This window comes from Clostridium zeae (assembly GCF_017312485.1).
Taxonomy (GTDB): Bacteria; Bacillota; Clostridia; order Clostridiales; family Clostridiaceae; genus Clostridium_AR; species Clostridium_AR zeae.
The window spans coordinates 405898-429741 of record NZ_BMBA01000003.1 but is presented as its reverse complement, the minus strand read 5'-3'; the positions used below and the strand labels follow the sequence as shown (position 1 = coordinate 429741).

The following is a 23844-nucleotide window of genomic DNA, read 5'->3' as shown; positions in this document are numbered from 1 at the left end:
ATATTCATGTGTAAACAGTATAGAAAACTACTATTTTATAAAGTATAATAGACAATAGATATTGTCCACATTATAAAACTTATTCAGCAATTAGTAAGCTTTATAATGTGATTAGAAATAATTTTGGAGGAATTTCGATGAGTGATATGATGGTAGAATGCAAAGATCTCACTTTTAAATATGTAAATGGTGAAAACGGAGAAGAAAAATACGCTATTAATGGTGTTAACTTAAGTGTTAAAAAAGGTGAATTTTTAGTTGTGCTTGGACATAATGGCTCAGGAAAGTCCACTATTGCCAAACATATAAATGCATTACTCCTTCCTAGTGGAGGCAAAGTATATGTGGATGGAATTGATACATCTGATGTAAATAATACTTGGGAAGTAAGAAAAAGAGCTGGAATGGTGTTTCAGAACCCTGATAATCAGATGGTAGCTACAATTGTAGAAGAAGATGTAGCTTTTGGACCTGAAAATTTGGGTATAGAACCTTCAGAAATAAGAAAAAGAGTAGATGATAGCTTAAAGAAGGTTGAAATGTACGAGTATAGGAAACATGCTCCTCACCTGCTATCAGGAGGCCAAAAGCAAAGAATTGCAATAGCTGGCATTCTGGCTATGAGGCCACAATGTATAATATTAGATGAACCTACTGCTATGCTAGACCCTATAGGTAGAAAAGAAGTTATTAGTACTATAAAAGATGTTAATAAGAATTATGGAATAACTATAATTCTAATAACTCATTATATGGATGAAGCAGCTGAAGCTGATAGAATAGTAGTTATGGATCAAGGCAAAGTAATGATGGAAGGTGTTCCAAGAGAAGTGTTTTCACAAGTTGAAACTATGAAGAAGATAGGACTGGATGTACCTCAAGTAACTGAATTAGCTTATGAGCTTCAAAAGTCAGGAATAAATATAAACACTAAAATATTAAATGTAGATGAGATGGTGGATGCGTTATGTCAATTAAAATAGAAAACTTAACTCATATATATATGCCGAAATCGCCTTTTGAGAAAAAAGCATTAGATGATGTATCATTAGAAATAATGGATGGACAGTTTGTAGCTCTTATAGGTCATACTGGATCAGGTAAATCAACGCTTATTCAGCATTTAAATGGATTATTGAAACCATCTAGTGGGAAAATAGTTGTTGATGATATAGATATAACTCAAAAAGGGGTAAAGCTATCAGATATAAGAAAAAAAATAGGACTTGTATTCCAGTATCCGGAATATCAGCTTTTTGAAGAGACCATTGAGAAGGATATACAGTTTGGACCAAGAAATTTAGGTCTATCAGAAGATGAGATAGATAAAAGAACTAAGAGAGCTATGAAAATGGTTGGTTTAGATTATGAGACATATAAGGATAAATCGCCATTTGAACTAAGCGGAGGTCAAAAAAGAAGGGTTGCTATAGCTGGAGTTGTAGCAATGGAGCCTAAAATATTAATATTAGATGAACCTACAGCTGGATTGGATCCTAAGGGTAGGGATGAGATACTTGAGCAGATAAATATACTGCATAAGGAATATACTATGACTATAATACTTGTAAGCCATAGTATGGAAGATGTTGCAAAGCTGGCTGATAGAGTAGTAGTAATGAATAAAGGTAAATCTATATTAGATGGCATTCCTTCTGAAATATTTAATAAAATAGAAGTATTAGAAGAAGTGGGATTGGCTGCACCACAGGTAACTTACTTAGTTAGAGCTTTAAGAAATAAGGGATTTAATATAAGTGGCAGTGTGTTTACGGTAGAACAAGCTAAAAAAGAATTGCTGCAATATATAAAAAATAATAAGTAGAGAGGGAGATTAGGGATATTATGCTAAAGGAAATTACAATAGGCCAGTATATACCTGGTGATTCATTCATACATAAGTTAGATCCAAGAACTAAAATATTGATATCCATGCTTTTTATAGTTTCTCTTTTTATTATGAATAAATATGTTGGATATATTTTTGTTACAGCTTTCTTATGTGCATCAATACTATTTTCACAAGTTCATTTAAGGTTTTTATATAAAGGGTTGAAGCCTGTTTTTGTACTTATTTTGATAACTGCTGCATTAAATGTCTTTATGATACAAGGAAAACCAGAGAATTTACTTTTTGTTTGGAAGTTCTTAAAAATATATAAAGAGGGAATAGATACAGCAGTATTTATGACACTTAGACTTATATTCTTAATTTTAGGAACATCTCTATTAACTTTAACTACGTCTCCAATAGAGTTAACTGATGGAATTGAAAATCTTCTTAATCCATTTAAGAAAATAGGGGTTCCAGCACATGAGCTTGCGATGATGATGACTATAGCATTGAGATTTATACCAACTTTAATGGATGAAACTGATAAAATAATGAAGGCTCAACAAGCTAGAGGAGCAGATTTCGAATCTGGTAATGTAATACAGAAAGCGAAGAGCTTAATTCCTTTATTGGTTCCTTTATTCATAAGTTCATTTAGAAGAGCTGATGAGCTTGCTATGGCAATGGAAGCTAGATGTTATAGAGGTGGAGAAGGAAGAACAAGAATGAAGCAACTAAAATATGGAGCTAGGGATGTTGTAGCTTATATTATAATAATTGCTTTATTAGTAATAAGTTTTTACATTAGATTCGGAATAAAATAATTAGGTGATTTAGTTGAGAAATATAAAACTTGTTTTAGAGTATGATGGAACTAGCTATAATGGCTGGCAAAAACAGAAACATGGTATGACTGTACAAGATAAATTAAACAAGGCAATTAAAGCTGTAACTAAAGAAGAAATAGAGACTCTAGGAAGCTCCAGAACGGATTCTGGGGTTCATGCAAGAGGTTATGTAGCAAACTTTAGGACTGATAGTAGGATACCTGCTGAGAGGTTTAAGGATGCCCTTAATACAAAGCTACCCGATGATATATTAGTTGTATCCTCTGAAGAGGTTTCAGATGAATTTCATTCTAGATATTCATCAAAGGGAAAAATGTATAGTTACACTATAAGGAATAATGAAGTACCAACTGTTATAGGAAGAAATTATTTTTATAATTATGAAAAAAAACTAGATATAGAGTCTATAAGAGTGGCGGCTCAATATTTTTTGGGAACTCACGATTTTAAAGCTTTCCAAAATAAAGGTGGATCAGTAAAAACCACTGTTAGAACAATAAATCGTTTAGATATTGAAGTAAATGATGATATTATTAAATTTTATGTAGCAGGTAATGGTTTTTTATATAATATGGTAAGAATAATAGTGGGAACCTTAATAATGGTTGGTATACATAAGATTGAACCTAGTGATGTAAAAAAAATTATATCAGATAGAATAAGACTGAAAGCCGGAAAACCTGCACCAGCTTGTGGTTTATGTTTAGAAAAAGTTTTTTACTAAATATTGATAAAATTTGTTGACACGCCCGTAAGCGTGTATTATAATAGTCTATGTTCGTGAGATACGTGTATAAGATCCACTTAGCAGGGATCTTGACATTATAGATTTGACTATATGCGTAAGCAAGCTTTAAAGAAAGTTCAGGGAGGGAAAACGATGAAATCATACATTGCAAAAGCTAATGAAGTTGAAAGAAAATGGTATGTCGTTGATGCTGCTGGAAAGCCACTAGGAAGAGTTGCTAGCCAAGTTGCTTCAATATTAAGAGGTAAGAATAAGCCAACATTTACTCCAAATGTTGATTGCGGAGATTTCGTAATAATTATAAATGCTGAAAAGGTTCTTTTAACTGGAAAGAAATTAGATCAAAAGTTAATGAGAAAGCACAGCTTATATCCAGGTGGATTAAAAGAAACTCCATATAGAGAAGTTTTAGATAAGAAACCTGAATTCGCTTTTGAAGAAGCTGTAAGAAGAATGCTTCCAAAGGGAGTTTTAGGAAGAAAAATGCTTACAAAGCTAAAGGTTTATAGAGGTGCAGAACATAACCATGCAGCTCAAAATCCAGAAGTACTTGAATTAAAGTACTAATTTGACGCTCGGGAGGAGGATTAGAAATGGCAAAGGTTCAATACATGGCTACTGGAAGAAGAAAGAAATCAGTTGCAAGAGTTAGACTTGTTGCAGGTGAAGGTAAGGTAGTAATCAATAACAAAGATATAGAAACATATTTTGGTTTAGAAACTTTAAGAGTTATAGTTAATCAACCATTAGTATTAACTGGAACTAAAGATAAATTTGATGTTATAGTTAATGTACATGGTGGTGGACTTACAGGTCAAGCAGGAGCTATAAGACATGGTATATCAAGAGCTCTAGTTAAATCTGATGAAGCTGTTAAGCCAGAAATAAAGAAAGCAGGATTCTTAACAAGAGATCCAAGAATGAAGGAAAGAAAGAAATACGGTCTTAAGAAAGCTAGAAGATCACCACAGTTCTCAAAGAGATAGTATTTCAAAAAAAAGAGGAGCATTCCTCTTTTTTTTTATTGTAAAGGAATATATAAAATTTTTCTCATGTGCATTCGAAAAGGCAGATGCGTTAAAAAAGCTCACTGAAGAAGATCACTTAAGTGAGCTTTTTTATGTCTAAAATCATAATTTGTAAACATACCTATAGATATAATTTTTATATAGTGCATAAATCTATAAATGCTGCAGAAAATACTAAGGATATTATTGTATTTATGGAGGTCACTATGAGGAAGCGTATAGCTGTATTATTTGTTTGCATAATTTTATTTTTAACTAATACTGTAATTGTCAATGCAGTAGAAGACAAAACGAAACAAGCACAAAAAGTAGTATTAATAGATGCAGGACATGGTGGAATTGATGGTGGTGCAAAATCAAAGAACGGCACTATAGAAAAAGATATTAATCTAGCTATTTCATTAATGCTTAAAGACTATTTAGAGAAGAAAAATTATAAGGTCTATATGACGAGAGAAGATGACAGTGGGTTATATGAAAAAGGAAATTCTGTTAAAGAAAAAAAAGTAGAAGATTTAACTAATAGAGTCAAATTAAAAGAGAGTACTAAATGCGATATATTTGTAAGTATACATCAAAATATGTTCCCTCAGAGTAAATATTACGGAGCACAGGTATGGCACGCAAGTAATGAAGAAAGTAAAAAGCTAGGTGATACAATTCAAAGCTTACTAGTTGAGAGAATTGACAAAGATAATAAAAGAATAGCAAAAGCAGCTGGAGATCAATATAAGATATTAAGAGATAATTTAGGAATACCAAGTGTTATAGTTGAATGTGGATTTTTGTCTAATCCAAATGAAGAACAATTGCTAAAAACAGAAGATTATCAGAGAAAGTTAGCAGAGGCAATCAGCAATGGAGTAGATAAGTACTTTCAGTCTAAAAATAGTGCTGAATAACCAAATTTCCTAGGAAATAATGTTGTTATGCAGATATATAGAGAGTGTTTCAAAGTGATTAATATCTAAAAAACTCTGAAACAGTCTCTTTTTATATTATACAAAAGAGTATATTATACATAAGATTGTGCAAAATTATGGGTTCTTATAAGATAAAATCATTTTTTTACAAGATATTTTGATGTTATTATGTTTGTTGAACTATCAGTGACTACCCAATAAGTATTCCCACGAATTAATGTCAATGGAGTAACTCCATCACTTAAGAAGAACTTATTATCTCTCCAAAATATCTTTTGAACTTTTCCACCTGTGAATAAAAATCCATCACCTTCTCCTTTATGAGAAAAGATATCTTCGTGGTTTATATTTTTCTCATCTACATATTGTATGACTAAATTTGTAAAAGAGAGCTCTTTGTTTGTAACAACATTTTTTTCTGTTATTGGACCATTATAGTGAACATAGTTTTCTCCATTATATGTAAAACTGGAGGAAATACCTGGTTTATATTCTACAAAAACAGTATCACAATTGGATTTAAAATTAAATTTATATAAGTCTACCTTGTCCATAAAATCGAAATGAGGTATGTCTTTTAATGTTAGATTTTTAATCACATCTATAGAATCATTTCGCTCAATTTTCTTATTATAAAAGACTGCCCAATATTCTATATAATTGCTTTCCTTATTAAAGGTTTCATAGACTATATCACTTATCGTTACATTAGTGAGGTCTTTTATTTTTACTGGAGAATACTTAATACCGATTACTGAATTTGATGATCCAACCTCCGTAATTCTTTCACCTGTTATTGGGGATACACTAATACTGTTATGGGGAACTGAATTGGTCTTGTCCCTATTCATTATATGATAGAAATCGTAAAATACGATTAGTAATAGTATTACTATCAATCCGTATATTATTACGTCGTAAAGTTTTGAGGAAAGTTTTGTTTTCATGCCTACTCCTTAAAATAATGATATAATAGATTATAATTTCATTCTCATCATAATATGCTAAGAATTACAATTTATATTTAAAGATGAAACACTTCAATCCAAAATTTATTTGTTAAATAAATCTTATTAATATACTTGGGGAGGTTAATATGAAAGAAATACATATTACACAAATAATAGATTCAGTAAAGCAATTATGTATCTCTTCAAACTATTATCTTGGAGAAGATTTAAGAAATAGTTTACAAGATGCTAGAGAAAAGGAAAGTTGGCCAATAGCTAAAAATATTTTAGATAATATTGTGATAAATTCAAATATTGCTAAAAATGAAAATATGCCAATATGTCAGGATACAGGTATGACATGTGTGTTTGTTGAATTAGGGCAAGATGTACATATCATTGGTGGACTTCTTGAGGATGCAATAAATGAAGGAGTAAGAAGAGGATATGACGAAGGATTTTTGAGAAAATCTGTAGTTGAAGATCCTATAAAGAGAGTTAATACTAAAGATAATACCCCAGCAGTAATTTATTATAATATCGTAAGCGGAGATAAAATAAAAATTACTGTTGCGCCTAAAGGCTTTGGATCAGAAAATATGAGTGCAATAAAAATGTTAAAGCCATCAGACGGTATAGATGGTGTGAAAGAGTTTGTATTAGAAACTGTTAGAAAAGCTGGGCCTAATCCATGTCCACCAATAGTGGTTGGTGTTGGTATTGGTGGAACCTTTGATAAGGCTGCTAATTTAGCAAAGAAGGCATTAATAAGAAATATAAATGAAAGCAATTCAAGTAATTATTATGCTGATTTGGAAAAAGAACTTTTAGAAAAAATTAATGAGCTTGGAATAGGGCCTCAAGGCTTTGGTGGGAAAACCACAGCATTAGGTGTAAATGTTGAGGTGTATCCAACACATATTGCAGGACTACCAGTGGCGGTAAATATCAATTGTCATGCTACTAGACATGCTGAGATAGAGTTATAGGAGGAAGATTAATTGGAAAAGAAGATAATCATGCCATTAACTGACGAAAAAGTCTTAGATCTAAAGGCTGGGGATACAGTGCTTATCAGCGGTACTATATATGCTGCAAGAGATGCTGCTCACAAAAAGCTTATTGAATTAATAGAGAACAATAAAGAATTGCCTATTGATGTTAAAGATTCAGTTATTTATTATGTAGGTCCAACTCCAGCTAAACCAGGTGAGGTAATAGGGTCTGCTGGTCCAACAACTAGCTATAGAATGGATTCATATACTTCACAGCTGTTAAACCTAGGTCTTAAAGGTATGATAGGTAAGGGGCTAAGAAACAATGAAGTGGTTGAAAGTATAATAAAGAATAAAGCTGTATATTTTGGGGCTATTGGAGGAGCAGGCGCTCTTATTTCAAAATGCGTAAAGAAAAATGAGATTATTGCATATGAAGAACTAGGGGCTGAAGCTATAAGGAGATTGGAAGTAGAAGATTTACCTGTTGTAGTTATAATAGATAGCAAAGGTAATAATCTATATGAAATTGGACAAAAAAATTATTTAGCTAGTATTAAATAACAATATAGATACAATTAGATATATGTAAAATATAATCTTAAAACGGTCTTGTAATGTATTTTCATTTATAAGAAATTGTTAAATTGTTTCTAATCATATGTGTAAATAGATAAAGGGAATTTCTATAATCAGAGATATAGAAATTCCCTTTATCTATTAGATGTTTTTAAATCCTTTACCTCGAACTTCTGAAATATCAATTATGGTCACAAAAGCTTTAGGATCTACTAGATGAATTGTATTCTTTAGTTCGATCATCTGTCTTGTGGTCACAATACAATAAAGCATCTTCTTTCTATCATGAGTATATTCACCTTCAGCAAATAGAGAGGTCACACCTCTGTGTAAATCGTTAATTATGTAATTTATTACATCTTCTTCTCTTTCAGTAAGAATAAGAAGTAAGTTTTTTCTTGATAATCCTCTTACCATAACATCTAAGACATAGCTTTGTATAAACATAGAGATTAAAGTATATAGTGCTTTAGGGATACCGAAGAAAAAAGCACCTACTGCAACTATAACTAAGTTAAGAGTAAAGCCTAATTTTCCTATATTAAAATTGGAGTATTTTTTTCTAATAAGCATTGTAATTATATCAGTACCACCAGTAGATCCATTTCTTGAGAATACTAATCCATATCCAATTCCGCATAGTACACCACCGTATATGCAATAAAGAAGAATATCATCAAGAACTATAATTTTGGAAAATGGAGAAGTAATTATCAGTGACACAGATAATGACACCATTCCCAATGCAGAATACATTGTAAATTTCTTGTCTAGTTTAATATAGCTAATTATAAATAAAGGTAAGTTTATTAAGAATACAGAGAAACCTGCATTAAAGCCTTTTAAGTACTGGATTATTAGTGCTACTCCAGTAGCACCACCACTAAGAAGCTTTGCGTGGGTTAAAAATAAGTTTATGCCCAAGGATGATATAAAGCAGCCTGTTACTATTATTAAAATATCATATATGTAAGATTTTCGAGTTTTTATGTAGTCCATTTTAAAATCCTCTCACTAAAAGATAAATGTTTTACATGAAGATTATATAAGAATAACAGTATTATGTAAAAAGTAGAATAACCTATAAAAGCAAATTACAAGTTTTTATTCATGATTTAATAAAAAATGCTATAAATTCTTCATTATTGCTTATAAAGCCTAGTATACAATATTCGGTATTAATATATACGCAAATATAAATAAATTAATTATGATTAATTTATACATTAATAGACAATATTTATACTGTGATATAAAATATAGATTGAGTAATTAAAAATATTTAGTTGAATAGAGGAATATAAAATGAGAATTAAGCTTCCTGGAAGTATGAAAACTAAAATTATATTACTAATAATATTAGTATTTCTTAGTATAGGGATTTTTATAAAAGAAGGAATTACAAATAGTAAACACGCTGATAATAAAGCTACTATTGAAAATCAAACTATTAAATCTAAGTAAAACTCATTGGATTAATATGTACATTTTGGAAATTGGTTTAAAATTAATTTACAAAAGAGAGTAAGCGTTTAGCGGTTTGTAACATTATTGTAATGTACTACAATGTAGTAATAAATTAAAATATAATATGTAGGAGGGGATAATTATGAAAGTATTAGTGACAGGTGGAGCAGGATACATAGGTAGTACAATATGCTCTGCTCTTATTGATAATGGACATGAACCCATAATATTAGATTCATTAGTAACAGGAAGAGAAGAATTCACAAAAGGAAAGATATTTTATCAAGGAGATATAGCTGATAGGGATCTCTTGGAGACGATATTCTCTGAGCATCCAGACATTCACTATACAATACATTGTGCAGCATTAATTGTTGTTCCTGAATCTGTAGAAAGTCCTTATGAATATTATAGAGAAAATGTAGGCAAATCATTAGAATTATTTCATACGTTGAATAGATTAGGTTGTAAAAATGTAGTTTTTAGTTCATCAGCATCAATATATGATGATGTACCAAACTTCATGGTTACTGAAGAGGCACCGCTTAATGCAAGAAGTCCATATGCAAGGACAAAGTATATGATGGAAATGATACTAAAAGACTTCTGCTTTGCATATGGAATGAAGGGTATAGCATTAAGATACTTTAATCCAATAGGAGCAGATCCTAAAATGCGTTCAGGAGTACATGTTCAATTCCCAAGTCATGTATTAGGTAAGTTGGTTGATGTTGCTCGTGGAAATGATCCTGTATTTAAGATAACAGGTGTTAATTGGGAGACAAGAGATGGATCTGGAGTTAGAGATTTTGTTCATGTTTGGGATTTAGCACTTGCACATGTTAAAGCTGTTGAAAGATTTGAAGAGGCGTTTAAAGACTCGACAGCTATAGATAATTATCTAGTTATAAATCTTGGAAGTGGCGATGGGGTTACAGTAAAAGAACTAGTTAAAGCTTTTGAGAATGTGTATGGTAAAGAAATAAATAAAGAAGAAGCTCCACCGAGACCTGGGGATGTACCAGGATCTTATGCAAATGCTGACAGAGCAAAAAAATTGCTTGGATGGCAATCACAGCTGTCTATAGAACAAGGCATTGCAGATGCGTTAAAGTGGGGAGAAATAAGAGAAACCATAATTAAATACTAATATATGAGAAAATGTATTTAATATAAAGATAATAAAAAAATACAAGCTATAAAATATAATTGTTTATAGCTTGTATTTTTTGTTTTAGATATTATTAAAGATGTACCACTTTGATCTGAAATCTGTTTTTAAAACTATCACGGTTTCTGGTGAGAGAATTTAAAAATACAAAATTTATTACGAAGTTGTACATCTATATAATAAGTATTACTATGGATATTTATAAATTAATATATACGATTTAATCTAATTCTATGTGATTCAGAATTCCCTTAGATAATTGTAGTATGACTATTGCTGCAAACAAGTTCCAGATAAGAAATGCAAAATATATTGCATAATGCCCTAAAAATGATAATTCATTTGCGATAACAGCAGCACCTATTATTCCAGGAAGAACATAAAGTATTACTGAGAAAAACATTAATAATCCTTTTATTGCATCAGAATTTATACCACCAAACAATCTTAAATTAAGTACTGCTCCGTAAGTAAATACAAAGCCAAATGAGATATAAACAAGAATACAAAGTATTGCATCAAGTGGATTAGCTTTTATTATTACTGCTAAAGTTAAGAAGACTATAGCGCTATCTGAGATATATTTTAATATTGAAGATAGTGTGGCCCAGAATATTTTCTTATCATCACTATCTGGTATTAAAAATATATATGGTTTTACAATCTCAAAGTTAAACTTAGAAGCAAAATTAGATATGCAGCCCATGTATATCGTAAAGTATAGGAATATATTTATATCTTTTATAGGAAAGAATAGTCCATAACCTATTGCCCCTATAAGCAAGGCGCCTGTATACATATTAACAAGGCCAAAGCCTGTCTTTTTATATTCTAATAGATGCTTTCTGAAGATAGCTTCTCCAAACATACTATCATACTTATAGGTAACTTTTCTAGTTTTCCTTTTTCTCTTGCCCTCAAGCATAAAATCAGCAGATTTTAGTTGTTTAGTTTTTAGGTTTTTCATAGTTTCATTTAATTCAGATTTATCTAATACATCTTCATAGAAATCTAAATTCAAATTATAAAGTACAAATACTATCACAACTAGTACTAAAAGTAATAACCCTAGATAAATAAATAATGAATAGTTTAAACCGATAAAGCATTGGGTTATGATAGCTTTGACCCACCCAATTATAGGGACGTAATCTAAGCGATGATCACTATACATTGATGTAAGATATACTAATAAATTATCCCTATGATTATAGCCGTTAAAAGCTGTATAAAGTACTAAGACAGCAGCAAAAACTTCTGCCACTACTTGCAATATATTTTTTAAATAAGCTCTTTTTGAGCATATACTATAAATCAATACTGAAATGAATGATAAAATTATAAAAAATATTATATATGTTAATAGTAATACTACAACACCAAATGGCGCAAATCTGAACCAGTTAATCAAATTTGGTATTTGAAATAAAATAAACAAGGATGTAATAAAGGTAGTTTGAATCTCTTTAATAAATCCATACATAAGTATATTTTGTGGACTAAGTGGGGAAGTAAAGGCAAAATTCACATCACTCATAAGAAAAGATGAGTTTCTTTTCTGTGCTCCAAAATATACTGTGGTAATCATAAATATTATAGTAACTAGGGTTGATATGCCTATAAAGTAAACAGATGGTGTGCTTTTTAAATCTGCCTTCTTTGCTATAAAAGGTGCAGCAACGCAATAACCAAGTAAAAGTACATAAAATAAAATTGGTATCAATTTTGATGGTTTTCTTTTTATAAGCTTTATATTATTAATAAAGCTTCTTCTCAATATATACAAAAGAGGAGACATATTATTTTTCCTCCGTGAATTCAAAGAATATATCTTCCAGAGATTCATTGGATTCATCAAGTTCACTTTTACTCTTGGATAGTACTATTTCTCCATCTTTCATTATCAGTATTCTATCCCATAGCTCTTCCATGCTATCTAGTAGATGAGTACTTATTAGAATTGATACTCCATCATTTCTTAGCTCAGAAATTAAATTTTTTAATTCTTTTATAGCTTTTGGATCTAGACCAATCATAGGTTCATCAAAAAGTATTACAGAAGGATTTGTGATTAAAGCACAAATTATGCTTACCTTTTGTTGCATACCCTTGGACAATTCTTGAGCAAGCTTTTCTTTTTTATCAAACATATCAAAGGTTCTAAGTAATTCTTCAGCTCTTGCATCGTAATTTCTTATTCCATAAGCTTTGGCCATGAAATGAATATGTTCTTCTACAGTTAGTAGGGGATAGAGAGATGGTAGTTCAGGAACATATCCAAAAAGGCGTTTGCCTTCAACAGACTTATTAACTTTACCACATATTTTTATTTCACCTTCATATTTTAATAAACCTGCAATGGATTTTAAGGTAGTAGACTTACCTGCACCATTAGGTCCAACTAATACTGCTATTTCACCTTTATTTATTGTAAAGTTTATATTTTTAGCTGCTTCTAGCTTATTATATTTTTTATTTAAGTTTATCACTTCTAACATGCTATTCCTCCTTGAAATAATGACCTAATATTTTGTAATAAAATCTCATATTTAAATGAGTTTTTCAAAGTGTTGCTTATTAAATATATCGAAAGAGTGAATTGTTATATCTGGTGATATAAGAACACGTATACATTGTACCATTAAATTCCAAAAAATACTCTATTAACAATAAAACTTAAGAGAATTTTAAGATGTTTTAAATAAATATGCTTTTATATAAAAGATTGTTAAAATAATAGTTATGGATATTAGAACTTAAATTTATATTACAGTAAATGTGTATGAAATTTTTATAATTAGAGTTATTAAGGCATCATGGTGAATCAAGATTTATTATAAATGATAAAAAAGCACTTGTAGAGCAAATAAGAAAATCTTAATATATTTGTAATAAATTTGTATGTGGTTTTGTAATAAAAAGATAATATTATTGTATTTGGGTGATTTTAAAGTTTAGATAATAAAGGAGCACTTAGGAAGAGTTTTTATAGACGAAATGATATTATTGATTATGAGGTGTTAATTATGGAGAGTTTTTCAGTATTAGTGGTTGACGATGAGAAGGAAATAAGGGATGCAATTGAGATATATTTAAGGACAGAAGGTCTTAAGGTATTAAAGGCTTCCAATGGTATAGAAGCTTTAGATATGCTTCAGAGTAATAAGATACATATAATTATCTTAGATGTAATGATGCCAAAATTAGATGGAATAAGAACTTGCATGAGAATTCGAGAAGAAAATAATATACCAATCATAATGTTATCTGCTAAGTCCGAAGATAATGATAAGATATTGGGATTAAATATAGGTGCAGATGACTATATGACAAAGCCATTTAATCATTTGGAGCTTGTAGCTAGGGTTAGATCTCAGTTAAGAAGATATGAAAGCCCTTTGGTAGTTGAAGAAAAGGCTAATATCATACATATAAAAGATATGATATTAGATACAAATTTGAAGAGAGTTTTTATAAGGGGAGAAGAAGTTAGATTTACAGCTACGGAATTTAAGATAATTTCTCTTTTCACTGCTAATCCAGGGAGAGTGTTCTCTATAAAAGAGATATATGAAAGAGTTTGGGACGAGCCGTTCTATAGGAGTGAAAGTACAGTAACAGTTCATATAAGAAGGATAAGAGAAAAATTGGAAATTAACTCGAAAGAACCTGAATATATAAAGGTGGTGTGGGGTATTGGTTATAAGATTGATAAATAAATTAAAAGAGAGTTTCAAGAATTATTTTATGAAAATCTATGAACTTGAGATGTATATAGCAGTTTTAATGACTATATCCACATGGAAAACAGGAATTATAGATATTGTCACTATTATATGTTTATTGTGGTTAGTTATGTTTATATATAAAGTATTAAGGTATAGAAAAATATATGGGAATGAAGCTATAGCTAAATTTATATTTGATTTAAATATTATTAAATCGGTAGGTATAATTAAAAACTTTTTATATAATGTCCCTAGAATAGTAGTTAGAAATAAAAAAACATTAATAATAATAATAGGAATAACTGTAGGTATATATTTATTAATTGATCCATTTGATAATGCTCTATATAGGGTAAGGGGACATTATAATAATGCTTTAGATGGTATAACTATTTTGATATCATATGTTATTGGAGTTATAGTCTTTTTTTCTATATATATCATGAAAAGAATAAATTCGGTTGAAGAACTTATAGAACAAACAAAAGACCTTGCAAATGGCAATTTAAATAATAAGGTATATATGACTAATCAGGTTAGTGAGTTTAAAGAAATAGCTGATAATATTAATTCAATAAGGGAAGGATACGGAATAGTTTTATCAAATCAACTTAAAGTAGAAAAACTCAAAACAGAACTTATAACCAATGTATCACACGATCTTAGGACTCCTTTAACTTCAATAATCAATTATGTAGATATATTAAAAAGAGATGATATATCGGAAGAGGAGAGAACGGATTACTTAGAGGTGTTAAGCAATAAATCCTACAAGCTTAAAACTTTAATAGATGATTTATTCGAAATCTCTAAGATGAGTAGCGGGAAGGTAAAGCTAGATAAACAAGATCTGGATATAGTAGAGCTTTTATATCAAACACTAGGAGAATATACTGGACTCTATGAAGAAAAAGGATTGCAATTTAAGGTAAGTACACCAGATAGTTTAATTGTAAATGTAGATGGCTATAGGATGTCTAGAGTTATCGGTAATTTAGTTATTAACTCAATAAAGTATTCCATGAAAGATACTAGAATTTATATAGATGTGAATGATGAAGTGAAGTGCATAAAGCTAACTTTTAAAAACATAGCGGCGTATGAAATGGATTTTGACAGTGATGAAATATTCGAGAGATTTGTCAGAGGGGATAAGTCAAGAAATTCAGATATTGATGGATCAGGGCTTGGTCTTGCTATAGCTAGAAGTATAGTTGAACTTCATGCTGGTACAATGAATATTGAAACAGAAGGAGATATGTTTAAGGTTTATATAAGTATTCCTAAACAAGCAGAGTAAAGAGATGATAAGTCTCTTTACTTTTTTCTTGTGTTATTTTAATATAGTTTATAAACAAATACTAGCCGGAAAATAGTATGTTTATTTAGGAGGAAATCAATATGTCAGTTACATTTATACAATATCCAAAGTGTAGTACTTGTAGAAAAGCTAAAAAGTGGCTTCAAGATAATAATATAGAGTTTAATGAAAGAATCATTAATGAAGATAATCCTAAAAAAGAAGAGTTAAGCCTATGGATAGAAAAGAGTGGTCTGCCAATAAATAAATTTTTTAATACTAGTGGAAGGCTGTATAAAGAACTTAATCTTAAAGATAAAGTAAAGACAGCTTCCAATGAAGAACTTATCGAGGTTTTAGCTTCAGATGGAATGCTAGTGAAAAGGCCAATAATATTAAAAGATGATGTGGTTTTAATTGGATTTAAAGAAGAGCAGTGGGAAGATAAAATAAAATAGCTTTAATTAAGAAAAGAGGCATAGTCCTCTTTTTTTTCTGTATAAAGCGAGGAATAATCAAGTTTTGTAACTATGATAGGTAAGGGAAAGACTGCATGGTGTTTCGTGGATTATATTGGAAATATTTTTGTGGAAAGTTAGAGCTTAAAAAATGGTTTAGTAAGGAAAAAGAAGAAAAAATGAAATGTATACAATAAAGGTATATTATTTTGGCTATTTTGGGAAAAAAGCAATTTTACAAATTAATTAATTGGTTATTATAATATATAAGACAATATATTGTGTTATTGAGAATAGAATGTTAATAAACATACTATATATTGTGGGAGGAGAAATGCTATGAAAAATCTATCAGAACTGTGTGATATAGCGCTTAGTGCTATTAATGGGGATAAAGAAGTATATTCAAATAAAAAACTTGTAGATTCATTAGAACATATAATAAGAGAAAACATGAATTATGATGATATGATAAATTCTGCAATACAGGTTTGCCTAGAACTTACCACTGAAGAAGAACCAAAGTGGCTTAATGGAGCAGCTAAGCTATATATAGTAAGACTATATGATGAGGTAAGAGCTAACAGAGGAATCGATAAAGATTCAGATCCTTATAAAAACTTTTATGATTTTGTTTCTGAACTTACTGAAAAAGGGCTTTATGGAAAGTATATTTTGGAGAACTATTCAAAGGAAAACATAGATGAATTAGAAAAATATATGGACCAAAAGAGGGACCTTTTATTTACATACAGTGGTATAAGTTTGCTTGCTAAAAGATATCTAATTCAAGACTTCAATAGGAAGCCGCTTGAATTACCACAGCAGATGTTTATGGGAATAGCTATGCATTTAGCAATACCAGAAAAAGATGATAAAAGAGTTTATTGGGCTAAAAGATTTTATGATGTACTTAGTTCATTAAAAGCGACAATGGCTACTCCAACAATGTCAAATGCTAGAAAGCCATTTTATCAATTAAGTTCTTGCTTTATAGATACAGTAGAGGATAGTTTGAAAGGTATATATAAATCTCTAGATAATTTTGCAGAGGTATCAAAATTTGGTGGAGGAATGGGTATATACTTTGGTAAGGTAAGATCTTTAGGATCAGCAATAAGAGGGTTTAAAGGTGCTTCAGGAGGGGTTATACCTTGGGTGAAGCTATATAATGATACAGCAATAGCTGTAGATCAACTTGGTGTTAGAAATGGTAGTGTATCTATTTGGTTAGATGCATGGCATAGAGATTTACCAGAGTTTCTACAATTGAAGACTAATAATGGCGATGATAGAAAAAAAGCTCATGATGTGTTTCCTGGGATATGCTACCCTAATTTATTTTGGAAACTAGCAGAGGAAAAGATAGATAGTAATTGGTATCTGATGTGCCCACATGAAATAAGAACAGTTAAAGGTTATTCTCTAGAAGACTTCTATGGAGAGGCTTGGGAAGAGAGATATTGGGACTGCGTCAACGATGAAAGAATTGAAAAGAAGATAATGTCTATAAAAGATATTGTCAGACTTATAATAAAGAGTGCAGCAGAAACAGGAACACCATTTGCATTTTATAGAGATGCTGCTAATATGATGAATCCTAATAAGCATAAAGGAATGATATACTCATCTAACCTTTGTACTGAAATAATGCAAAATATGAGTGCTATGGATATCCTTCAGGAAGAAATAACAGATGTTAATGGAGATAAAGTAGTAATTGAGAGAACTAAGGCAGGAGATTTTGTTGTATGTAATTTATCTTCAGTAGTTTTAGGAAATGTTGATGTGACAAATGATGAAGAACTAGAATACATAGTAGAAACTCAAATAAGAGCTATGGATAATGTTATAGATTTAAATTATTATTCAGTTGCTTTTGCTGAGATAACAAACAAAAAATATAGAGCTATAGGACTGGGAACAAGCGGCTATCATCATATGCTTGCTAATAATAAGGTATCCTGGACTAGCGATTATCATATAGAATTTGCAGATAAAGTATATGAAAAGATAAATTATTATGCAATTAAGGCCTCAATGAACATATCTAAAGAAAAAGGAACATATCCACACTTTGAAGGTTCTGATTGGGAAACTGGTGATTACTTTAGAATTAGAAATTACGAATCACAAGAATGGGCTGAATTATCAGAGGATATAAAGAAGTATGGCATGAGAAACGGATATTTATTAGCTGTAGCACCAAATGGGTCAACGGCTACTATTGCGGGAACATCAGAGGGAATAGATCCGGTTATGTCTAGATTTTGGATGGAAGAGAAAAAGGGCAGTATAACTCCAAAGATAGCCCCAAATCTTTCAGAGGATAACTATTGGTACTATAATTCAGCATATAATATCGATCAAGCATGGTGTGTTAAGCTTAATGGAGTAAGACAAAGACATATTGATCAAGGACAGTCCTTTAATCTTTATATAACAACTAATTACACAATGAGACAGATAATGAACCTTTATATAGAAGCTTGTAAATCAGGCGTAAAGAGTATATATTATGTTAGATCTAAATCCCTAACAGTAAGTGATTGTGAGAGCTGCTCAGCTTAATTTCAGCGCAGTGATTAGGCATAAACTAAAAAAGTGCAGATGAATTAAGGAGGAATAAAATATGGCTATAAATAAGAAACCTCTGTTTAATGAAAATGGAGATACTGAAATCTCAAAAAAGAGAATGGTAAACGGAAATACAACAAATCTTAATGATTTTAATAATATGAAATACACTTGGGTGTCTGATTGGTATAGGCAGGCTATGAATAACTTTTGGATACCAGAAGAAATTAACTTAGCTCAAGACCTGAAGGATTATCCAAAGCTCACTGGTGAGGAAAGAGTAGCGTATGATAAGATATTATCATTTTTAATATTTCTTGACTCAATACAGACAGCTAACCTTGGAAATATAAATAACTATATAACAGCAAGTGAAGTGAATCTATGCTTAACTATCCAAGCGTTTCAAGAAGCAGTACATTCACAAAGCTATAGCTACATGTTAGATACAATATGCCCACCAGAAAAGAGAAATGAGATACTATTTCAGTGGAAGGATGATAAGATACTTCTTGAACGTAACAAGTTTATAGGTGATTTATATAATAATTTTGTTGAAAACCCAAATGAAAATACTTTCTTAAAAACTATTATGGCAAACTATATCTTAGAAGGAATATACTTTTACTCTGGATTTATGTTTTTCTATAACTTAGAGAGAAATGGTAAAATGCCTGGATCAGCTCAAGAAATTCGATACATAAATAGAGATGAAAATACTCATCTGTGGCTATTTAGAAATATAATTAGAGAGCTGCAGAGAGAAGAACCACAGATGTTTACTGAAGAATTAGTTGAAGAATTAAGAGAGATGGTTAGAACAGGTGTTGAGAATGAGATAGCTTGGGGACATTATGTAATAGCGGATGGAATTCAAGGACTAAATAAGAAGATGATACACGACTATATTAAATATTTAGGTAATATAAGGCTTAATGATATAGGTTTTAAGCCTTTATATGAAGGATATGATAAGAATCCATCTACATGGGTAGATATATATGCTGATGCTAATTCAGTTAAGACTGATTTCTTCGAAGCAAAATCAACAGCTTATGCTAAAGCAGGTGCTTTAGTTGATGATTTGTAGGATTATTAATTTCTAAATTAGGGATAGCTAAAGAGTTCCTATATGGAAGTTTAGTTTATACTTGTTCAATAATCATGTGCATATGACTTTTAGCGTGTATTAGTTAATAGTTTAGTTACGCATTCGATATTATTAATAAGAGTAAAGACAAAGGAATTATTAAATCCTTTGTCTTTACTCTTATTATGGATATGCTTAAAAGTATTATTGAAATTAAGTGATTATAAGTAAGCTCATTAAAGCATCGGATGAATAACCACTTAATTTTAACACAGTATTTTAGCATTACTTATATTATAAATAGGGTAAAGCATTTATGAAACAACACGTATGCTGTCTTTTAATTCTGATGGCTTAATTAATTGAGAGGGATCAAGCATTGTATCTATTTCTTCTTTGGAATAAATGTCTTCACTATATAGAATTTCTCTAATTGATTTGTCTTCTCTTAATGCTTTTTTAGCAAGTTCGCAGGCTTTGTCATAGCCTATGAATGGAACTAAAGAAGTCACTAAAGCAGTTGATTTTTCGAGGTTCTCAATACAATTTTTTTCGTTAACTAAAATATCGTCTATACATTTTTCTCTAAACAATATAGCAGCTTTTTCTAGAAGTTCTAAAGATTCTAACATACTTTCAGCTATTAGTGGAATAAAAGCGTTTAGTTCTAACTGACCAGAGGATGCGGCCATTGTTATAGCGGTATCATTAGCAATTACTCTCATAGATATTTGTCCTACCATCTCAGGAATTACTGGATTTACTTTGCCAGGCATTATTGATGAGCCTGCTTGGCGAGCTGGAAGTATGATTTCTCCAAAGCCACCTCTTGGTCCTGAATTTAAAATTCTAAGATCATTAGATATTTTGATTAAGTTCGATGCACAAATCTTCAAAGCGCTTGATACCTCAACGAAGGCGTCGGTATTTTGCGTACCATCTATGGAACATTCACATCTACTTACATTAAGCTTAGTAAGTGACCTTAAGGTATCTGATATTATAAAAATATATCTATCACTTGAGTTTATGCCAGTCCCGATAGCTGTTCCACCTATATTTATATTGCTTAGATTTTCTTCAGTTTTACCGATTCTATATAAATCTCTTTCTAAGGCTTTAGCGTATGCTCCAAATCCTTGTCCAACAGTCATTGGTACTGCATCCATTAGTTGAGTTCTACCAAGACGAAAGATTTTAGAAAATTGAGCTTCTTTTAATTCTAATGCTTCTTTAAGATTATTTATTTCATTTGCTAGTTTTTGAACCTTTTTTATGGTAACTATTTTTAGCGCTGTAGGGCAGACATCATTGGTAGATTGTGACATATTAACATCATTTAGTGGATGAATTATATTATAATCCCCCTTTTTACCGCCAATAATTTCGATAGCTCTATTAGCAATTACTTCATTGACATTCATATTTACTGAAGTACCTGCACCGCCTTGGAAAGCACTTACTTCAAATTGATCATCAAAAAGTCCGTCAATGATTTCTTCACTTGCCTTTATTATAGCATCAGCCTTTTGATCACTTAATTTACCAAGCTTTAAGTTTGTTATTGCAGCAGCTTTTTTTACTAATGCTATCTCTTTTACAAAATCTATATTTACAGGTTTGCTGTATAAGTCAAAGTTTTCTAATGCACGAACAGTATTTATTCCATAGTATTTAGAATTGTCAATCTCTTTTGAGCCTATTAAGTCTTTTTCTATTCTATATTCCATAATATTAACCTCGCTATAAGTTTTTTCTTTAATAAAATAAGATAATACATAATGCATAATTAATATCTATTAAAACCTTTGGCCAAAGATTTATTATAAATCAAAAGTTGTTGATGTAGTTCTCGTTAGTAATTTTATGTGCATCTGACTTTAAAAAATAAAAAAAGGTGCTTTCGCCTAGAAGCGAAAACACCTTTGTTCTACATGAATTATAATATTCTTATATCCATATATTTGTCAATGCATAGCACAAGTAATAGAAATATATATGCTATTTTCGATACGATTTCATTGATAAATATATAAAATATGGGTTATAAAATAAAATATATAGTATTTATAGTTGCTAAAAAATGTAATAGTAATATTTTAAGGAGTTTCATCTTTATCATTGCTCTTCTTTAAACCTATAGATTCAAAATACTGTCGATTATAAAGAACTCTAGTATCATTAGGAGAGTAATTATATGCTGTTTCATTATGCTCAAAAGCTTTTGTATGGTCTCCAAGTCTATCATAGCAAACACAAAGCTGTAGATGAGGCAACCAAGTCCAAGAGGCTTCGTTGAAGAAACCTAAGCTATTACTTGGCTTCTTGAGCTTAGTAGCTAATTCATACCAAAATATCGCTTGTTCGAGTTTATTCTCACATAAGTATGAAAAGCCAATTCTACAACAAGCTTCAGCTCTAGGTAAATCGTATTGGAAACTTTTAAAAGCATATTGTCGAGCTTTTTCAAATTTGCCTTCGCCTTGATAATAATCTGTAATGTTTGAGCAAACTCTTATATTATCTTCATACCAACCAAAGCCATCATCTAAGAATTTGTTATAGTTTAATAAAGCTTCTTCAAACTCACCATGATCATAAAGTTCATGTGCATAATATAATAAATCTCTCGGTGTGAATTCTATTCCTTCTTTTAGCTTGAATCTAAAGATTTCAATGTTCCTATTAGGGGTAGATTTTAATTTTTGATGAGTTACGCTTATATCGCTATTAATTATGTTTCCGTATACTTCTAAGTATTCGTGAATGAAACCTATCCACACAAAGTTTTTTACTCTTTTGACAAGTCTATTGCGTCTATAAGATGATGCTGCATTGCCGTACTCGTCTATTCCTATATTATATTTCATTGTAACTGAATCAACATTTGGGTCTAAAGTGGTTTTTAGCTTCTTAAATTTTTCAATATCTTCTGATAAAAATACATCATCCGCATCTAACCAAAGTATATAGTCTTTATTGGCTTTACTAAAAGCATAATTTCTTGCAGCTGAAAAGTCATCAATCCATTTAAAATCATAAATAGTACTGTTATATTTTTTTACTATCTCCTTTGTTCTATCCGTAGAGCCTGTATCAACAATTATGATTTCATCAACTATGTCTTTTATGCAATCTAAGCATCTGCCTATAGTGAGTTCTTCATCTTTAACTATCATACATAAACTGATACTTATATTTTCATTCATGGAAACTACCTCGCTTCATATCTCAATATTTTGATTTAAATATAAATTAGAGTTGTAAAAATCCTTTAATATATTATGATGTGGAAAATTTTTTGTTCATAATATGGATGTACCACTTCGTAATAAAATTTATTATTTTTAAATTCTCTCACCAGAAGCTGTGAGAGTTTTAAAAATAGATTTTGGATCGAAGTGGTACATCTATAGTAGTGATTTAGTTGGAGTATAGTATACATATGACAGATAACTGTAAGATCAAAGTCTCTGAGTAAGTATAAATTAAGAAGTTTATAGATAAGTGAAGGTTGAATAATTGGATTAAGAATAAAGGTTAAGAATAGAATAAATTTGAAAATAGCAAAATTAAGGTATGCAATTTTGGAATTTACATTAAGGAATAATTTAAAATGTACCCCAGGAGTATGTCAGACACTCTGGGGTACAAAATATTAATGATTATCTTAGACGAATTATTGAAAGAGAAGCACCTGCTCCACCACTAATTAAAGTAGCTGCACCTAAAAGTCCAAATAGCTGAAGAGTAATAGTAGAGTTAGCAGTTAAATCAACTATTATATCATTTGTAAATGATGAGGTCGATAACACGGGATCAACAGTAGAAGCTGTATTCGCTGATCCGTTTATTATCAATCTTGAGCTAACAGCTAAAGCGGCAGTTAAATTAATATCATAAGTGATATAATAGGTTCCAGCATTAGAGACGGTAAAAGTAGTATTAGTACCGTCTATACTAATTCCTGGGCCTATATTTTGACTGTTTGGTAAGGAAACTGAAGTACCTCCTAATATGACCGATATTATGGAACCACTAGTATTTGCTGCAAAGGCTGAATTTGTTGTTGGGGAAGTACCAGTAGAACCTGTTGAACCAGTAGGACCAGTAGCCCCTGTAACACCAGTTACTCCTGTTGAACCAGT

General features: G+C 30.5%; 23 protein-coding genes. 16 read left to right on the top strand and 7 right to left on the bottom strand.

Features of this window, described 5'->3' with window-relative positions; all coding sequences use genetic code 11:
* The first annotated feature begins 137 nt into the window (after window positions 1–137).
* From J3477_RS16670 to cwlD, 7 genes are all read left to right on the top strand, one after another.
* Window positions 138–983 (top strand): energy-coupling factor transporter ATPase, encoded by an 846-nt coding sequence (locus J3477_RS16670; protein WP_206871085.1) that lies wholly within the window; start codon window positions 138–140, stop codon window positions 981–983.
* On the top strand, window positions 968–1825 hold the full coding sequence (locus J3477_RS16665) for an energy-coupling factor transporter ATPase (RefSeq protein ID WP_206871084.1): 858 nt from the start codon (window positions 968–970) through the stop codon (window positions 1823–1825). Before J3477_RS16670 ends, J3477_RS16665 begins: the two co-directional genes overlap by 16 nt.
* Before the next feature lie 20 nt (window positions 1826–1845).
* Window positions 1846–2658 carry an energy-coupling factor transporter transmembrane component T family protein gene (locus tag J3477_RS16660; RefSeq protein WP_206871083.1) on the top strand — a complete coding sequence of 271 codons (813 nt, stop codon included), beginning with the start codon at window positions 1846–1848 and terminating at the stop codon, window positions 2656–2658.
* A 13-nt stretch (window positions 2659–2671) separates the two neighbouring features.
* A complete protein-coding gene (truA, locus tag J3477_RS16655; RefSeq protein ID WP_206871082.1) occupies window positions 2672–3406 on the top strand; it encodes a tRNA pseudouridine(38-40) synthase TruA in 735 nt (244 codons plus the stop codon).
* Between the two features lie 156 nt (window positions 3407–3562).
* A complete protein-coding gene (gene rplM, locus J3477_RS16650) occupies window positions 3563–3997 on the top strand; it encodes a 50S ribosomal protein L13 (RefSeq protein WP_183279185.1) in 435 nt (144 codons plus the stop codon).
* 26 nt (window positions 3998–4023) lie between these two features.
* Entirely contained in the window at window positions 4024–4416 is a 393-nt protein-coding gene (gene rpsI / locus J3477_RS16645; protein ID WP_206871081.1) for a 30S ribosomal protein S9, read from the top strand.
* Between the two features lie 248 nt (window positions 4417–4664).
* Window positions 4665–5360, top strand: coding sequence for an N-acetylmuramoyl-L-alanine amidase CwlD (gene cwlD / locus J3477_RS16640; protein WP_206871080.1), 696 nt, complete (start codon window positions 4665–4667; stop codon window positions 5358–5360).
* Between the two features lie 158 nt (window positions 5361–5518).
* Here cwlD and J3477_RS16635 read toward each other — a convergent pair whose 3' ends face one another.
* Window positions 5519–6328 carry a DUF3048 C-terminal domain-containing protein gene (locus J3477_RS16635; protein ID WP_206871079.1) on the bottom strand — a complete coding sequence of 270 codons (810 nt, stop codon included), beginning with the start codon at window positions 6326–6328 and terminating at the stop codon, window positions 5519–5521.
* A 149-nt stretch (window positions 6329–6477) separates the two neighbouring features.
* Between J3477_RS16635 and J3477_RS16630 the strand changes: the two genes are divergently transcribed.
* Window positions 6478–7320 (top strand): fumarate hydratase, encoded by an 843-nt coding sequence (locus tag J3477_RS16630; RefSeq protein WP_206871078.1) that lies wholly within the window; start codon window positions 6478–6480, stop codon window positions 7318–7320.
* A 12-nt stretch (window positions 7321–7332) separates the two neighbouring features.
* On the top strand, window positions 7333–7890 hold the full coding sequence (locus J3477_RS16625) for a Fe-S-containing hydro-lyase (RefSeq protein WP_206871077.1): 558 nt from the start codon (window positions 7333–7335) through the stop codon (window positions 7888–7890).
* 156 nt (window positions 7891–8046) lie between these two features.
* Here J3477_RS16625 and J3477_RS16620 read toward each other — a convergent pair whose 3' ends face one another.
* Window positions 8047–8904: a YitT family protein gene (locus tag J3477_RS16620; protein WP_206871076.1), complete on the bottom strand. Its 858-nt coding sequence runs from the start codon at window positions 8902–8904 to the stop codon at window positions 8047–8049.
* 306 nt (window positions 8905–9210) lie between these two features.
* Between J3477_RS16620 and J3477_RS16615 the strand changes: the two genes are divergently transcribed.
* Both J3477_RS16615 and galE read left to right on the top strand, forming a co-directional pair.
* Entirely contained in the window at window positions 9211–9369 is a 159-nt protein-coding gene (locus J3477_RS16615; RefSeq protein WP_206871075.1) for a hypothetical protein, read from the top strand.
* Window positions 9370–9514: 145 nt separating this feature from the next.
* A complete protein-coding gene (gene galE, locus J3477_RS16610; RefSeq protein ID WP_206871074.1) occupies window positions 9515–10522 on the top strand; it encodes a UDP-glucose 4-epimerase GalE in 1008 nt (335 codons plus the stop codon).
* 241 nt (window positions 10523–10763) lie between these two features.
* Here the strand turns inward: galE and J3477_RS16605 are convergent, their stop codons facing one another.
* A complete protein-coding gene (locus J3477_RS16605) occupies window positions 10764–12341 on the bottom strand; it encodes a putative ABC exporter domain-containing protein (RefSeq protein WP_206871073.1) in 1578 nt (525 codons plus the stop codon).
* Window position 12342: 1 nt separating this feature from the next.
* Window positions 12343–13041 (bottom strand): ABC transporter ATP-binding protein, encoded by a 699-nt coding sequence (locus J3477_RS16600; protein WP_206871072.1) that lies wholly within the window; start codon window positions 13039–13041, stop codon window positions 12343–12345.
* Window positions 13042–13569: 528 nt separating this feature from the next.
* On the opposite strand from J3477_RS16600, the gene J3477_RS16595 reads away from it, so the two are divergent.
* The 5 genes from J3477_RS16595 (at window position 13570) to J3477_RS16575 (ending at window position 19696) form a co-directional block, all read left to right on the top strand.
* Window positions 13570–14262, top strand: a complete 693-nt coding sequence (locus tag J3477_RS16595) for a response regulator transcription factor (protein ID WP_206871071.1) — start codon at window positions 13570–13572, stop codon at window positions 14260–14262.
* On the top strand, window positions 14240–15571 hold the full coding sequence (locus J3477_RS16590) for a sensor histidine kinase (protein ID WP_206871070.1): 1332 nt from the start codon (window positions 14240–14242) through the stop codon (window positions 15569–15571). Before J3477_RS16595 ends, J3477_RS16590 begins: the two co-directional genes overlap by 23 nt.
* A gap of 101 nt (window positions 15572–15672) precedes the next feature.
* Window positions 15673–16029: an arsenate reductase family protein gene (locus tag J3477_RS16585; RefSeq protein WP_206871069.1), complete on the top strand. Its 357-nt coding sequence runs from the start codon at window positions 15673–15675 to the stop codon at window positions 16027–16029.
* A gap of 339 nt (window positions 16030–16368) precedes the next feature.
* A complete protein-coding gene (locus J3477_RS16580) occupies window positions 16369–18600 on the top strand; it encodes a ribonucleoside-diphosphate reductase subunit alpha (protein ID WP_206871068.1) in 2232 nt (743 codons plus the stop codon).
* A gap of 61 nt (window positions 18601–18661) precedes the next feature.
* Complete coding sequence (locus tag J3477_RS16575; protein WP_206871067.1) at window positions 18662–19696, top strand: ribonucleotide-diphosphate reductase subunit beta; 1035 nt, start codon at window positions 18662–18664, stop codon at window positions 19694–19696.
* A gap of 314 nt (window positions 19697–20010) precedes the next feature.
* On the opposite strand, the gene J3477_RS16570 is transcribed toward J3477_RS16575, so the two are convergent.
* The 3 genes from J3477_RS16570 to J3477_RS16560 form a co-directional block, all read right to left on the bottom strand.
* Window positions 20011–21426 carry an aspartate ammonia-lyase gene (locus J3477_RS16570; RefSeq protein WP_206871066.1) on the bottom strand — a complete coding sequence of 472 codons (1416 nt, stop codon included), beginning with the start codon at window positions 21424–21426 and terminating at the stop codon, window positions 20011–20013.
* Between the two features lie 369 nt (window positions 21427–21795).
* Window positions 21796–22905, bottom strand: coding sequence for a glycosyltransferase (locus J3477_RS16565; protein WP_228731300.1), 1110 nt, complete (start codon window positions 22903–22905; stop codon window positions 21796–21798).
* A 456-nt stretch (window positions 22906–23361) separates the two neighbouring features.
* A partial coding sequence (locus J3477_RS16560; RefSeq protein WP_206871065.1) for a BclA C-terminal domain-containing protein occupies window positions 23362–23844 on the bottom strand: 483 nt, incomplete at its 5' end.